This window comes from Mesorhizobium sp. P2_F7, from assembly GCF_056403695.1.
In genome coordinates this window covers 704,538-719,602 of record NZ_JBFUFA010000003.1, presented here as the reverse complement: position 1 = coordinate 719,602, position 15,065 = coordinate 704,538, and the positions used below count along the sequence as shown (strand labels likewise).

At 58.8% G+C, this 15,065-nt stretch carries 12 protein-coding genes and 1 pseudogene; 5 read left to right on the top strand and 8 right to left on the bottom strand.

The window, feature by feature from the left end:
* Positions 1-176: 176 nt before the first annotated feature.
* From AC1DZ8_RS13240 to AC1DZ8_RS13230, 3 genes are read left to right on the top strand one after another with little or no spacing between them, the layout of a single operon-like run.
* Complete coding sequence (locus AC1DZ8_RS13240; RefSeq protein WP_477304844.1) at positions 177-1,298, top strand: type III polyketide synthase; 1,122 nt, start codon at positions 177-179, stop codon at positions 1,296-1,298.
* Complete coding sequence (locus tag AC1DZ8_RS13235) at positions 1,295-1,813, top strand: isoprenylcysteine carboxyl methyltransferase family protein (RefSeq protein WP_477304845.1); 519 nt, start codon at positions 1,295-1,297, stop codon at positions 1,811-1,813. Before AC1DZ8_RS13240 ends, AC1DZ8_RS13235 begins: the two co-directional genes overlap by 4 nt.
* Positions 1,810-3,366 (top strand): DHA2 family efflux MFS transporter permease subunit, encoded by a 1,557-nt coding sequence (locus AC1DZ8_RS13230; RefSeq protein ID WP_477400999.1) that lies wholly within the window; start codon positions 1,810-1,812, stop codon positions 3,364-3,366. Before AC1DZ8_RS13235 ends, AC1DZ8_RS13230 begins: the two co-directional genes overlap by 4 nt.
* 238 nt (positions 3,367-3,604) lie before the next feature.
* On the opposite strand, the gene AC1DZ8_RS13225 is transcribed toward AC1DZ8_RS13230, so the two are convergent.
* Both AC1DZ8_RS13225 and AC1DZ8_RS13220 read right to left on the bottom strand, forming a co-directional pair.
* The gene (locus AC1DZ8_RS13225; RefSeq protein ID WP_477309960.1) at positions 3,605-3,775 is read right to left on the bottom strand and encodes a hypothetical protein; all 171 of its coding nucleotides are present in this window, start codon (positions 3,773-3,775) and stop codon (positions 3,605-3,607) included.
* 407 nt (positions 3,776-4,182) lie between these two features.
* On the bottom strand, positions 4,183-5,502 hold the full coding sequence (locus AC1DZ8_RS13220; protein WP_477309976.1) for a carbohydrate porin: 1,320 nt from the start codon (positions 5,500-5,502) through the stop codon (positions 4,183-4,185).
* A 554-nt stretch (positions 5,503-6,056) separates the two neighbouring features.
* Here AC1DZ8_RS13220 and AC1DZ8_RS13215 point away from each other — a divergent pair.
* Positions 6,057-7,313, top strand: coding sequence for a phthiocerol/phthiodiolone dimycocerosyl transferase family protein (locus AC1DZ8_RS13215; RefSeq protein ID WP_477309961.1), 1,257 nt, complete (start codon positions 6,057-6,059; stop codon positions 7,311-7,313).
* A 44-nt stretch (positions 7,314-7,357) separates the two neighbouring features.
* Positions 7,358-7,660: pseudogene (locus tag AC1DZ8_RS13210) on the top strand (antitoxin); the annotation flags it as partial.
* A gap of 301 nt (positions 7,661-7,961) precedes the next feature.
* Here AC1DZ8_RS13210 and AC1DZ8_RS13205 read toward each other — a convergent pair.
* The 6 genes from AC1DZ8_RS13205 to AC1DZ8_RS13180 form a co-directional block, all read right to left on the bottom strand.
* Positions 7,962-9,122 carry a Gfo/Idh/MocA family protein gene (locus AC1DZ8_RS13205; protein WP_477400997.1) on the bottom strand — a complete coding sequence of 387 codons (1,161 nt, stop codon included), beginning with the start codon at positions 9,120-9,122 and terminating at the stop codon, positions 7,962-7,964.
* A 67-nt stretch (positions 9,123-9,189) separates the two neighbouring features.
* Positions 9,190-10,266 (bottom strand): ABC transporter ATP-binding protein, encoded by a 1,077-nt coding sequence (locus AC1DZ8_RS13200; protein ID WP_477309963.1) that lies wholly within the window; start codon positions 10,264-10,266, stop codon positions 9,190-9,192.
* Between the two features lie 6 nt (positions 10,267-10,272).
* A complete protein-coding gene (locus AC1DZ8_RS13195; RefSeq protein WP_477400995.1) occupies positions 10,273-11,040 on the bottom strand; it encodes a carbohydrate ABC transporter permease in 768 nt (255 codons plus the stop codon).
* Positions 11,041-11,123: 83 nt separating this feature from the next.
* Positions 11,124-12,017 (bottom strand): carbohydrate ABC transporter permease, encoded by an 894-nt coding sequence (locus AC1DZ8_RS13190; RefSeq protein ID WP_477309965.1) that lies wholly within the window; start codon positions 12,015-12,017, stop codon positions 11,124-11,126.
* A 54-nt stretch (positions 12,018-12,071) separates the two neighbouring features.
* Entirely contained in the window at positions 12,072-13,592 is a 1,521-nt protein-coding gene (locus AC1DZ8_RS13185) for an extracellular solute-binding protein (protein ID WP_477309966.1), read from the bottom strand.
* Between the two features lie 27 nt (positions 13,593-13,619).
* Positions 13,620-14,744: a Gfo/Idh/MocA family protein gene (locus AC1DZ8_RS13180; RefSeq protein WP_477309967.1), complete on the bottom strand. Its 1,125-nt coding sequence runs from the start codon at positions 14,742-14,744 to the stop codon at positions 13,620-13,622.
* Positions 14,745-15,065: the final 321 nt, after the last annotated feature.

Genomic DNA, 15,065 nt, shown 5'->3' with positions numbered 1-15,065 from the left:
ATTGGTTCCAAGGCATGTGGTCTATTTTCAATAATAATGTGATTTTCTAGCGTTATTCAAAGAACACTTGCACTGCTCAGCGGAACGAAGCTCTGCCGGGCTTCGCCGGAATGATGAAACCATGATTGAGGACGACGTCCATCGCTGCAGTTGGCGACTGGGCTCGCTATGATACAATGCTGGACAGAATTGACTTCACCGTACCCTCGCAGCACGACGTTGATATTTCGGCTGGCGCATCCGGCCCAAGCCGCTTCGTTGGTCTGCTTTCGTTGGCCACGGCGCTTCCACCGTATGTAGTCGGGCAGGAAGAAGCAGCCGCGATGGCACAACTCCTTTTCACGGATCTTTTCAAGCGCTCACCGAGTATGGCGAGCGTCTTCGCAAACACTGGCATACGTAAGCGGCACGTCGCGCGCCCAGTTGCCTGGTATCTCGAACCGCAGGGTTGGCCTGAGCGCACTGCTGTGTACGTGGAAGAAGGTAGCCGTTTGTTCGTCGAGGCCGCAACCAAGGCGCTCGACGCCGCAGGATGCGTGGCAAATGACGTGGATGTCGTTGTCTTCATTTCTTCCACGGGGATCGCGACGCCAAGCCTGGACGCGGTAGTGCACCGGCAGATGGGCTTCCGGCCCGATATCGAACGCGTTCCGGTATTCGGCCTTGGTTGTGCGGGCGGCGTGAGCGGCCTGGCCATCGCTTCGCGCATGGCAGCGGCTCGGCCGGGGTCGACAGTTCTTATGGTTTCTCTTGAACTGTGCTCGCTGGCCTTTCGCTCAGACGTTCTCGACAAGACCAACGTGATTTCCACGGCGCTGTTCGGTGACGGCGCCGCAGCGTGTGTCCTGCGCTCTGGCGAGCCAGGCATCGCAATGATCGACGGCGCAGGCGAATATCTATGGCCGGATACTCTCGGCATTATGGGATGGAACATGGATCCCGTGGGTTTTGGTGTCCTTCTTGCACCGGACCTGCCGGCCTTCGCCGCGACCAACCTAGGCCCCGCGGTGGAAGGTGTGTTGGCACGCTTAGGCCTTCGCACGCGCGACGTCGGACGCTTCATCTGCCATCCCGGGGGGGCGAAGGTGGTAACTGCAATTGAGCGCTCGCTGAAACTAAATCAAGGATCACTTGATCACGAGAGAACGGTGCTGAGCGACTTCGGAAACATGTCGGCACCAACAGTCCTGTTCGTTCTTGCGAGAGCAGTTGCCGAGGGACTGCCGAAGCGGACTGCACTTTTGGCCATGGGACCGGGCTTCAGTGCATCATGTGTGTCTCTCGTGCGGGCGGCATGACGATGGAAGCGGTTCTTGTCCTTGCATTGGTAAGTCTCCAAAGGCTTGGAGAGCTGATGCTGTCCAACCACAATACAAAGAGGCTTCTTGACAGAGGCGCTTGGGAAGCGGCGCCTGGTCATTACCCGTTTCTGGTTATGCTTCACGCAAGTTGGCTCGGGGGATTGTGGTGGCTGGCGCCAGGCCGTTCCATCGACGTGGAGTTGCTGCTCGCCTATCTCGCCGTCCAACCCCTCCGGATTTGGATCTTGGCGACGTTGGGACGACGCTGGACAACGCGCATCATCATATTGCCGAACTCGCCTTTGGTTATACGCGGACCGTACGCAGTGATTTCTCATCCCAACTATTTGGTGGTCGTAGCAGAGATCGCACTACTGCCGATGGCTTTCCATCTAGGCTGGTATGCGCTGATATTCTCAGCTCTGAATGCGGTTATCATGCTCGTACGCATTTCGGCTGAGAACATTGCTCTCGGCATTGCGCGTCCGAAGCCAGTCGGTCGCGCGTTATGACAACCGACCAACCGGTGCGGGTTCAATTCGCAACATGGGTAGGCTTCGCTGCGATGTGCCTCGGCATGTTCATGGCCGTGCTGGACGTACAGATTGTAGCGACTGCGCTCCCAGCAATCCGCTCTGCTCTCGGCATCGGCGACGATCGGATGAGTTGGGTGCAGACCGCCTATCTAATCAGCGAGGTGATCGCGATCCCGCTGACCGGATTTCTGACACGCGCCTTGGGGGTGCGCATCCTGTTTTCGGCGAGCGTTGGCGTCTTTACAGTTGCCTCCATCGGCTGTGCGGTAAGCCATGGATTCGAGACCTTGATCGCCTGGCGGATATTGCAGGGCTTTTCCGGCGGAATGCTTATCCCGCTCGTATTCTCCGCCGTTTTCCTGCTGTTTCCCATAAATCTCCAGGGGATTGCGACAATGATCGCTGGAATGCTGGCGGTCCTCGCGCCGAGCGTCGGCCCGGTAGCTGGCGGTTGGATTGCAGAGACGACCTCTTGGCATTGGCTGTTTCTGGTCAATGTGCCTCCCGGCATCATCGCCTGTGCGTTTGGCGTGACGATGCTGGCGAAGAAAAAATTAGACCAACCGCTGCTACGCACTCTGGATGTCGTGGGTCTGGCTCTTATGGCAACCTGCTTGGCCTCCTTGGAGATCGGGCTGAAGGAGGCGCCTACCTTCGGCTGGCTCCAAGGACCTACTCCGTTCCTGCTGGTCCTCAGTCTAGGAGCAGGCGTTGCCTTGGGAGCCCGCATGCTGAGACAGCGATCGCCAGTCCTGAACCTGCACCTCTTCGGCGAGCGGAGCTTTTCCCTCGGATGCGCACTGAGCTTCATCTTTGGCATGGGACTATACGGCTCGGTCTATCTGATGCCGGTCTTTCTGTCTTTCGTACGCGATCACGGCTCGCTCACTATCGGGCTCATCATGCTCGTCACTGGCGTCACGCAAATGGCGACATCGCCTGTCGCTGTCTGGTTGGAGCCGCGCACCTCCGCGAAAGTGCTATCCATGTTTGGGTTCGCGGTTTTCGGCTCTGGCCTGGCGATGAGTGCTTTCTCTACAATTGGGACAGACTTCGATGGCATGTTTTGGCCACAGGTCATCCGTGGATCCGCCATCATGCTATGCCTGTTGCCTCCTACCCGGCTGGCGCTTGGCGACATTTCACCAGAAAATCTCCCTGACGCCAGCGCCTTATTCAATCTCATGCGCAATCTTGGCGGAGCCATCGGCCTGGCGTTGATCGACACGGTCATTTGGGGACGATCTCCAACGATTGCGAAAAACCTTAGCGAGGATCTTCTGGCAGGCGACAGCAAGATTGCGACGCTCATCGGTCTGCCACCCGGCTTCGTTACTGGCCCCGTTTCAGAGCATGTCGACCCCGCCGTCGAAGCCATCTTGCAACCACTTATTCAAAAGGCGGCGCTCACCCAAGCCGTTAATGAGGTGTGGGCCATGCTGGCTTGTGCCATGATCATAGCGTTTACCCTTGCCTTACTTGTGCCGGCGACACGGCGGCCGACACAAGTTCAGGCGGCGACGGCGTAACAAGAAGCGATTGGCAATCGCGGCGGAAGAACGTGTTCCGCACAGGGGAGCAGGATGAACAATGCGGATGGTCAGCTTCACGAAAACGTGGACCGCTGCGCGGGACTTAGCAGCCGTGTCGAAGTTGAATTTCCTGGTCGTTTTCGCTCGCCGGCAATCAGTCAGCTTCCGTGTAGGTATCAATCTGCTCGACAAGCAGCGTGTATTCACTGCACCTCTTGTCGCAGCGCCTCTCGATTTAAGACGACGGCGCTTGGGCTGCTTCGACGCCGCCCTGCTGCAGATAGACCTTGGACATATACTCGCGCGCCAGCGTGTACTTCGGCGGCTCTGCTTGACGCGTCGGCTTAGGTTCTAAAGGCGGCGTCGCCACCACCGCCGGCTCGAAGGCCGGGGATTCGTGCTGCACCGAAGCGGTCTATTTTGCGCGCTTCGCGCCGCCAGGCGAACTCCTGCTGTGGGCCTAATTAAGACCGACGCCGGGCGACTTCGGAGATGATTGCGTTCGGCTCCAGTGTCTCTGCGACGATCCACGTCTTGTCATCCATCGACCAGCGACGCCGTCCACCGTTGATCACGTCGAGCCGACTGGCCTTGGCCCAAACGCAAGGGCAGGTCCAAACAGTAACCTATCTCCGATGCAATACAGGATCAAAGATCGCGTCAGGAACCACCGCTTACAGTTACCGCAAATTCTCGGCAAGCAAAGACAACCATACGGAAACGCGCAGCCTGGGTGTCCCCGCGGAACGCGACGGGGCCCGGTTTGGGCTGCACGCAGCGCCTCGCATGATGGCTTAGGCCCGCTCGCTGATGCTAAAAGCTGATCAAGCTACGCACGCCTACCAGGAACGCATCGTTGACAGCTTGCGTTCCCGATTTATCAGGGACATTTCCGCCGGGATGAACAATATACTGAATGTCGGGTTGAATTGACCACCACGGCGAGACCGCGACGAAGTAGTTCAGCTCAAAAATTGTCTCGGCGTCCCTAATCGGATAGCCCGCTGAATCAGCGGATATATCTCTGTCCAAGCCGGTCGCCATGGTGCTAATGCGAGAATGGCTTACAGCCATGGTCAGTGTATCGTCTTTCCGATTTTCGAAGAGACCCTTGATAGCGATACCGGCATCCAACCCCCATGCTACAAGGTTGCGGTCGGAAGGTGCCACCTGCCCGCGCAGGAACGCACTCACACTCATCTGTCTGGAAGTGAACACCGTATTGTCCACTAGGCCATATAGTCCCCAATCGCCTCGGTGCGTAAGAGGTTCAACCGCGCTAGGGTTTGCCAACGATACGACGTTGCCGACACCGTCGCGGCCGAACCGCTCGTCGGCAAATGTTCCCGTATGATACCAACCACCTATCTTAAGGGCGCTGGCGGGACCGCTGACCCCGTCTTCCTGGTTGACCTCATAGGCTAACTCCCCCATCAGCAGCACACCGCCGCTAGTGCTGAACGTGGTTCCATGCCGGTTACAAACCTGAGGGTCGTCCCGGCAATCATTCCCAGCTGGATCCCCGCTGAATAACCCGGCACGAAGAACGACATCCGGCTGCAAATGGAGCACCGCCAGCGCACCTGGCGTAGCGAGTGGATATGCGGGGCCGCCGCTTGTCATATCTACTCCGTTTAGAACCGGCCAGCCAAAAGCGCCATTCAGCAAGTTGCCTGCTGACTTCATTACCGAAAAGTCTTCATCGGCCGACAATTGGCCTATCCGAAGCGAGTTATTGTTGGGGAACTCCTGCTGAACCCAGGCCGTAAATAGGCGTGTGGTGGGCAACGCGTCGATGTTGCTAGGGTCGCCAAGGCTTCCAACGCTGTCAGCCGCGTTCCTTTGGTTTACATCGTGGATCTGATAGACCGTCACATGCGCTGACCCGCCTCGCCAGTGCGTAAGCTTGTCTAAATCGAAGTCCGCCGAAGCTTCTAGACGGCCTTCGTAAGTAGTCTGGCGATCGAGACCGCCTCGCAAATTCACGATCACTTCGCTTACATAATCCAGTGTAAGCGTGATCCCGCGATCGCTTAGGGCTGTTCGTGCACCGGACCAGTCCCCGGTCAAATTGCCCCACTCCCAAATGGAATGCGGCGTTGCATCCGCAGCGAGTGTTGGAAATGTCAGCATCGCCAAAGCTGCGATTCCGCAAATGCCGCTCCAACATTGAGGCTTAAGTCGAGCCACGCGCCTCGGCCTATTGGTTCTCATGCGGGTTTGTTGCCATTCCGAAAACGACTAAGTCCCCGAAACGAGATCATGCACCTGCGATTCAGCACTGCAATTGACTCATTATCCCGATGCAGCCGGATCAATCGCTGATGCGTCCACAGCCCTTGAGCCCGCACTACTAAATTACCGACAAAGTCCTGTCGTATGCAAGAGGTGCATACTTATGCTTCAGGCGACGGCCAAAGTTAAACGATCGCAGCGCTTGAACTTGCCCTCGTTGACCCGCTACGTGCGGATCGGCTCAAGGGCCTCCCAGAGCTTTTTCTAGCAACTGATGTGGTGACCGCCTAATTTAGTGCCGGCACCGCTTTGCATGGTGATCCGCTTTGTGGGATTTTGCCCGCAACGACTGAACCCGCAGCGCGCATGCCGGGGCAGATCGATCCTGGGATGCCCAGGATCGATCAATCCCTAAACAAAAAGTGGCCAAATGGAGAGGCAGGAAGAAACCTGTGGAGAACGTTATCCAGCATGAGCATGTCCACACCGATCGGAAACTAGGGGCGCTTGAGCACTTATTCTGGCTGATCGATAGGCACCGGCCACTGCACTTCACATTGACCGGTCACGTCGCCGGCAAGACCGAAGTGGGGGCTTGGCGAACCGCTCTCGAAACCGTGCAACGCCGTAACGCCTTGATGTCGGTGGCGATCGAAGCTGCAGAAGACGGGCCGTTTTTTCGCCAGCGCAAAGATGCCAGGATCCCATTGAGGATCGTTGAGGGCGACCCTGCCCGCAGGTGGCAGGCTGAGGTCGCCGCCGAACTCGGAATCCCATTCTCCAAAGAGGATTCGCCCCTCATCAGAGCCGTCCTCGTCCACACTGACGGGGCCGCGGCGATCACTCTCGCGGCCCATCACTCGATCGCAGACGGGTTTTCGCTGGCATACGCAATACGAGATATCCTATCAACATTGGCGGGGAATCCTCCCCCAAGCCTACCACAGACTCCATCTGAGGATGAACTCTTCAATGCGGGTCCACCGGAGCCGATCCCCGCGCCGCCTGTTCCGGCTGCTGACGATTCTCCTCCAAAGCCAAAGGGCTATCGTCTCCGGGACGGGTCCCATCCTTTCATAAGCAGCCTTTCTCTATCGCAGCAGTTGACCGCTGAGTTGCGCGCCCGGGCGCGGGCCGAAGCCACTACGGTCCATTGTGCATTGGCGACCGCATTGACCTTCGCAGCACGCAAGCTGTCCACCGCCTGGAGCACAATCCCAGTTCGGGTCTGGTCGCCGGTCAATATGCGAGCAGCCCTCAATGCCGGACAACACTGCGGCAACTATCTCGGCTCAGCTTCGAGCTGTCTAGGATCGGAAACTGACGCGTTTTGGGACTCAGCTCGATGGATCGGAGCTGAGATTGCCCCTGCCAAGACACGCTCGGGTCTCTATCCAGCCCTGTCTGCTGTACAGGACTTCATCAGCGGGCGGCCGGATGTGGCCAGCGCGGCAGACTTCGCGTCCGTAGCTTTTGCCCATGAGGCTGTGCTGACAAATCTTGGTGACCTTCCATTCCCAGTATCGTATGGACCGCTGCGCCTTGAGCGTGTGTGGGGACCATGCATTCTGCCTGATTTCGAAGATATGCAGTCTGTCGGTGTGACAACGATCAACGGCGAAGCGTGCCTAACGCATTCGAGTTACAGCCCTATTTTGGGGCTGCTTGAGGAGATGCAGATCAAATTGCTTCTCGCGACCGCCGGGTAGGGAGGCGTATTTCAGCTCCGGCAAGGCCTCCAAAGATAGGATAATTGCTCGGTGGGTCTCGTATACTGTCGCGTCGATTGACAGTGCCCTTGACGCGCATGAACTGCTGCTACTCGGTCTGCCCGGCTCGGCGCTAAATCACCTCGTCGGACAGCTGGTCTACGCAACAAGACAGCTTCGATCGAAAAGGCGGTCGGCATGAACTGCGAACCTGGCCGCGCCGCAAAGACGCTTTATCCAAGCCTCTTAGCCAGGAGGAGAGAGGACGGACTTGCAAATTCGCAGAGCCGAAGGCGTCTGGCGACTGCGCCCTACGGTCTCATCCAATGGCTTCAGCCATTCAATGGCGGCGCTGTGGCTGACGCCAAACCGAGCCGCCGCCGCCCCACGGCAAAGCCCTTCAACCTTGACTGAGATAACCCGATCGCGAAGGTCAATCCAGTAGAAAGCCATCGAGACTGGTCTACTCCCAGCAGCGATGTTGGATCAGATCAGCCCTGCTTTGGGAACCCCACGACTCCTACAGATATTCTCCTGCTCTAGATCGAGCCGCGCTGTTCTTGACGCAGCATGCGGGCAGCATTGTAGCTCGAGCCCGGCGCCAACTTGGTATCTTTGCGCTCGGGTTCATACGAGCAGCATCTTTCCCTAGACCGTTGTCCATTGCCGTGTGGCTGACGAAGAAAAGCATGCGTCGACGATCTGCATAATCTCGTAACCATCACCAAAGGTCGGCCAGGCCGGCTTGCCGATCGCAACCGAACGAATAACTTCCGAGACCTCGATCGCCTTGTATTCATTGTAACCGAGGCCGAAATTGGCAACTGGCAACAGGGATGCGAAGTTCTTGTTTTCCGGCCCTACGTCGATAAGGCGGTAGCCTTGGCGGTTGGGCGCGTCAGCCATTGAAAAGAAGCGCAGGCGATTCACCTCATCGTAGTTGAACTCGATGCCGCCCTTCGTTCCGTAGACCTCGTATTTCTGGAGAAACCGCCGACCAGAGGCCACGCGGCTGACGTCGATAACGCCGCGTCCGCCGTTGGCGAATTTGCACATCAGGTTGACCATGTCCGAATTGGTCACCGAGCGCTTTACCCCCCCTTCTTGCGCTTTGCCTTGAGCGCCATAGCCAAAACCCTCGCTATAGGTGCGCTCCGGCGTAACCGTGGCGACGTCCGCAATAAGTTCATCGATCTGGCCGACGAGCCGGTGGATGAACGAGAACAGGTGTGAGGCCACATCGCCGACGACGCCGGTTGGGGCCAGATTGCCGTCACACCGCCACATGAAGGGCGTGCGCGGATCCGCCAAAACGTCAACATGCATCGAGGCCCGGAAGAGAACGATCTCGCCGATCTCGCCATTGTCGATGATTTCCTTTGTCAGGTCGTGCACCGGATTTTTGGGAAAGTTATGGCCGACCCGGGTAACCAATCCCTTCGCGCGGGCGATGTCAGCCAGTTCTCGCGCCTCCTCGGCGGTCGCCGTGAAAGGCTTCTCGCAATAGACATTCTTGCCGGCCAGCAGAGCGGCCTTCGACGCTGCAAAATGCAGGTGATCGGGCAGGCAGATGTCGACCAGATTGACGTYGGGATCGCTCAGAACGTCCTGCCAGTTGTTTGACGTCTTGACGTCGCCATAAGCCCATTTGATCTTCGCGAGCCGCTCGACCGCTTCGTCCACCAGCCAAGCGATCCTCGGAATGGATCCTAACTCTGGAAACATCAACGGAGCATTTCTATAGCCCATGGAATGGCATTTCCCCATCCACCCGCAGGCGCCGAGAATGGCTACATTAACTGGCTTCATTGACAATACTCCGGTTGCGGCTGGCGCTCGGTGGCGACACCAAACCATTGAACATTCCGTGGCTCCGTCAGGCCCTGATGCGCTCTTCGGTGGTCGCGTCGAAAAAATGCAGTTCGCTCTGATCGGCGCTGACGGACACGATCTGTCCGACTCTCAATCTGACACGCCCGGGCACCCTAGCCTTCAACACGTCGCCACCAGCATCGAGCAGAACCACGGCCTCGTTGCCGGTGGACTCTATCAGCGTGACGGTCGCCGGATTACCGGTCTGGCCCTCTGCCCCGACGATCAAATGCTCAGGGCGCATACCGAATACGATCTGCGTGCCGGGCTTCAAGGAGGCTTTCGGATCGACGGGCCACTTGAACTGGCGGGACCGGATGCTTGGACAACCGTCACCGCCCTCGACCGTCCCACTCAGAATGTTCATGGCGGGGCTACCGATGAAAGTGGCAACGAACACACTGCCGGGACGCTCGTAGAGATTCTCAGCGGTGTCGGCCTGCATTAGCCGGCCGTCCTTGAGGACGGCAATCCGGGAGCCCATGGTCAGAGCTTCCACCTGGTCATGAGTGACGTAGACGGTCGTTGAGCGGATCCGCTGATGGAGCTTGATGATCTCGCTGCGCATGCTCACTCGAAGTTGCGCGTCGAGATTTGAAAGAGGTTCGTCCATGAGGAAGACGCCAGCCTCGCGCACGATCGCGCGGCCCAGGGCTACGCGCTGGCGCTGGCCGCCCGACAGATTGCGTGGCCGGCGCTCCAACAGATGGCCGATCTCCAGCATGCTGGAGACATTCTTGACGCGCTTGTCGATTTCGGCGGTCGCCACGCCTCGGTTCCTCAGTCCAAAACCAATATTTTCCTTCACCGACATGTGCGGATAGAGCGCGTAGGATTGGAACACCATCGCGATGTCCCGCTCTCGAGGCTCGGCGTAGGTGACATTGCGGTCTCCGATATGAATGTCGCCTCTCGTGACATCCTCCAGTCCCGCAAGCATACGCAAAGTGGTCGACTTGCCGCAGCCCGAGGGCCCGACCAGGACCAAGAACTCGCCTTCCTCGACGGCCAAGTTGAGATCCCGCACCACCTCGACGCTGGCGTAGCTTTTCCAGACATGATCAAAAAGGACGCGCGACATCAGCCTTCAACCTTTCACGGAGCCGGCCGACAGGCCGCGCACCAACCATTTTTGGGCGTACAATCCGAGCACGACCATTGGAATGATCCCGATCAGACCAAGCGCCGACATGATCCACCAGTAGGCGCCTAGTTCATTGGCCTGACCCGAAATCAACACGGGCAGCGTTTGCGATCGACGGAATGTGAGGATCAAGGCAAACAGGAACTCGTTCCAGGCGAAGATGATCGAGACGAAGAATGCCGTCACCAAGCCAGGGAACGCGATAGGCAGCGATATCTTGAAGAAGACGCCGAGCCGGGTGCAGCCGTCCACCAGGCCGCTCTCCTCGACCTCGGCAGGGACGGCGCGGAAGGCGTCACGAGTGATCCAGATCGCCAGAGGCAGATTGAACAGCGCGTAAGCGATGCCGAGCGACCATGCCCGATCGAGTACGCCAGCGTAACGATACATCAGCAAGAACGGAAACACGACGGCAACCGGGGGCATCATCCGCTGTGAAATGAAGAAGAACGCCATGTTGTCGTTCTTCCAGCCGAACTGGCGGTAGTCGAAGCGAGCCAGGCCGTATCCTGCCAGCGCCCCCGCGAAGGTAGCGACAAACGCGCCGACCAAGGAGGCGATGGCCGAGTTCGCCAGTGCGTTGAAGAGTTGCGACCGATATTGGCCAAACACCGTTCGGAATGCCGAAAGCGTTGGCTCAAAATCAACCCACGGGAGAAAGGTCGGAAGCGGAAATACGTCGGCTCGTTCCTTGAAGGCCGTGATCGTCATCCAGTAGAGCGGGAAGACGACGACAATAAACCAGACAACCTGCAGCGTTATGCGCCAGACCGGAATCTTGCGTCTAATTCTCGTCATGTCAGACGCTCCACGAGACGGCGCGTCGCGGCCAGGATGACCGTCGCGACAACAGTGGCGACGATGGCCAGCGAAAAGGCCAGCGTAGCGGCATAGCCGAGATCGAAATTAACGACGCCGACCCGATAGGCGTAGAGCGTCAGCGACTCGGTCGCGATGCCGGGCCCACCGTTCGTCAGGACGACAATGACGTCGGCGATCTTCAGCATCTCAATCGAGCGGATGAGAATCGCGGTGACCGACCACGGCAAAAGCATGGGAAATGTCACGCGCCAGAATGCTTGGATGTCCGATGTGGTGTCTAGGCGTGCGGCATCCTCGACTTCGTTGGGGAGGGCCGAAAGCCCGGCCAGCAGCACGAGCATGAAGAAGGGCACCCACTGCCAGGTATCGACGATAAGCACGGTGACGAAAGCGCCGATGCTGTTCGTCAACCAGGGGACCGTCGGCAGTCCCGCCGCCATCAATCCCGCATTAACGGGGCCGACGGCTTCGTTGAACATGACGCGGCCGACGACAAAGGCGACGACGACTGGACTGAGCATCATGGGGATAAGAAAAATGATTCTGAGCCAGTTCTGCTGCCGCTGGGCGCGGTCCAGCGAACGCGCCAGTCCGAGGCCGATGAAGAACTGTATAGGTATGCCGACCACGAAATACAGCAGAGTGGTCAACATCACGTAGTGAAAATGCGTGTCGGAGAACAGCCGCGCCCAGTGGCTCAGTCCCGCCCAGCGAACCGGCGCCATGCGGTTTCCGAAGTCCCAGTTAAGGAATGACAGGGCGAGCGACGACAGGAGTGGAATCACGGTCAGCACGATGACCAGCAACAGCGCGGGCGCCACGAACAGCACCGGCACGAGGCTGCGTTTCTTCCCCTGACGGTCCACTTGAATTCCTCCCGCAGATCAGGGCGCCGTGGTCTGACCGCGGCGCCCCAATTATCAACCGGCCAGCGCGGCCTTGTACAGTTTCGACTGGTTGTCGCGTCCCAGCCGGTCCGTGGTCTGGTTCCAGGCATCGCTGGCATTCTTCATCGCCTGTTCGGCGCTGACTTCGCCCGCCATGAAGCGCGATGCCTCGACATCCAGCGAGTTGTAGTACTCGCCGCTGCCTGGGATCGAGAGATCGAGCACGGCATTGGGATGGCCGACCGCCTTGCCGATCGCTTCGAGGTACTGCTTGGCATCGGCTGGATCCATGCCGGCGTCGATCAGCGGCTGCGGGTCCTGGATCGTCTTGGCACGCGACGGCTGAATGCCGCTGTCCGGGAAGGCGACGAGCTTGGTCGACGCTTCAGGGTTGCAGAAGAAGGCCGCGAGATCCCAAGCCGCTTCCTTGTTTTCGGCGGTGACCGGGACGCCGAATAGCCAGGCGGTGACGCCGAGGTAAGGTGCATGGTTCGAACTACCTTCAGGCTTAATCCAGTCTTTGGCGGTACGGTCATAGACCTTGCTGGCGCCGGGTGTCAGCGCGGTTCCGGTCTTGCCCTTGACCTTCGACCCTTCCGAGTATGAAAGCGTGCCGATATCGCCCCAGTCGGTGATCATCGCCGACTGACCGCTGACGAATGTCGGGCGCGATTCGGAGAAGCCGTACTGCGCAAGTCCGGGCGGGCCTGCCTCGAGATCCTTTTTCCAGTCCTCCAGCGCCTGGATCCAGCCTGGTTCAGTGATGCGTGGCGACATGTCATCTGGATTGAAGAAGACGTACGGGTCGCCGGCCTTTTTCGAGTAGCTGACGCCGCGGCCAACAAGGAAGTAGACGCCGCCGGTGCCGCGTCCCATGGGCTCGACGAAGCCGTAGCTCTTGCCTGTGCCGGACCAGTCGAAGGACGAGAAGAACATGGCGACGTCGTAGAACTGCTCCCAGGTATCCGGAGGCGCCAGCTCGTAGCCATGCTGGTCGGCGAACTTCTTCTTGTAGTCCGCGTTTTCGAAGAGATCGCGGCGGTAGAATAGGTTGTGGGCATTGCCGTCATAGGCGATGCCGTATGTCTTCCCGTCGAAGCTCATCGCCTTGCGGAAGATTGGGTAGATGTCGTCAGCCTGGATGAGCTTCAGCACATCCTCGGGGACCTCTTCCATCAGACCCCCGCCCATGAAGTCTCCGCCCCAAGTGGTCTGATAGTTGATCAGATCGGACGTGTAGGCTCCCGAACTCAACTCTGTCCGCAGCTTTTCGAACATCTGGCCGAACGGATAGGTGACCAGTTCGATGGTTGCGCCGGTGGCCTTTTCCCAGATCGGACCAAATATCTGGATCGGACCGCTGATCACAGGCCCGGATTGGCTTTCAACGATGACCTTGGCACCTTCGAACCTTTTATTCGAGATGACCGGCAACGTTATATTGACACTCTGCGCGAACGCGCCGCGCGAACCGGCCACCGCAAAGGCAGCCATTGTTACCATTCCGTGCATGATCTGACGGCGTGTCAGATCGTCTAGCTTTCTGATAGTCATGTCTTCCTCCCTGGTTGTGTGAGACGATTAAAGTGAACGGAATTTGATCGGTTCGCGTCGGGCGCTCTGCCACGATCGGATCATAGAGTCGGCGATCTCGACGGCGCGGTAGCCGTCCTCGAAGGTGGCCGCCAGCGGCGAGATCTCGCGGTTGCCGAGGACCGCCTCGACAAAATGGTTCATCTGCTGGACGAAACATTCGACCCAGCCGATCGGGTGACTGCCCTGGACGCCACCCTCCCACCAGAAGTCGGAGAGGGGATGCTCTTCCTTGATGACCTGGACGGTGCGGAAGCCGCATGCCAGCCCGTCGGCGATCTCGATCTCGTTGAGGCGTGCTACATCGTAGCGAAGGGAGCCCTTCGTGCCGTCGACCTGGATGGCCGACGTATGGCCGTGGCCGCCCGCGACCCGGGATGCCTGGATGACGCCGATCGGCCCGTTTTCGAACTGCAGGATCGAGACGAACGCGTCATCGACCTCAACCTTCTTGCCGGCGACCTGCGGCACAACCGTGCGGCCGATGGCGGCGACCTCGCTGATTTCGCCGACGAGAAAACGGGCCAGATCGATGTGGTGGGCGCCCAGATCGCCGAACGTGCCGGTCCCGGCGATCTTCTTGTCCAGCCGCCAGCTGAAACCCAGGCTCGGCTGCAGGTAGTTCGACATCAGGTATTCGGAGCGGAAATGGGTTACCTCGCCGATGGCGCCCGCCTGGATCAATTCGCGGGCGTAACGAAGCGCCGGCACGAAGCGGTAGACGAAGGCTGCCTGGTGGATAGCCTTGGCGTCGGCGGCTGCCTTCCACATCTCGAAGGCTTCGGCCGCGTCCATGGCCAGAGGCTTCTCGCAAAATACGGCCTTGCCGGATTTCAACGCGGCGATCGTGGGTTCGGCGTGCAGGACGTTCGGCCCGGCATTGACGAAGATGTCGATGTCGGCATCGAGCACCGCGCGCCAGTCATCCACGCCCTTTTCCCAGCCAAAACGCTTGACCAGCGTGTCGCGGGCCTTCTGGTCGCGATCAGCGACGACCTTGAGCTGGAGGGTCGCCTTCGGCGGCTCCTTGATCAGCTCCTGCAGGCGGAGCGCATAGGAATGGAAGGTGCCGATGAACCCGGCTCCCAGAATTCCAATGTTAAGTGCCTTCATGTGACCTCCCTTGGTGCGTTCGTGAGCGCTGCGTTGCGACATTCCCGTGCCACCAACCGGGGCTGCGCCGCGCAACGACAAGAAACCACGCTTCGAAGGCGACTAATGAAATCCACTGCACAAGTCCTTTTGGAGCGAGGGATCAAGGTCCGTTCAAAAGATAACGGCACCGTCGGGCGGAAGACATTTTGCTCGCGTAAATCCGTATTGGATTTTACGGTGGCAAGCCCTATTTCAGGTTGCCGCATTGGAGATGCTCCTGTGGCAGTTGGGACTCACCGCCCGCCCAAACTCGGCATGCTCTTCTCGAAACGCGCTAAA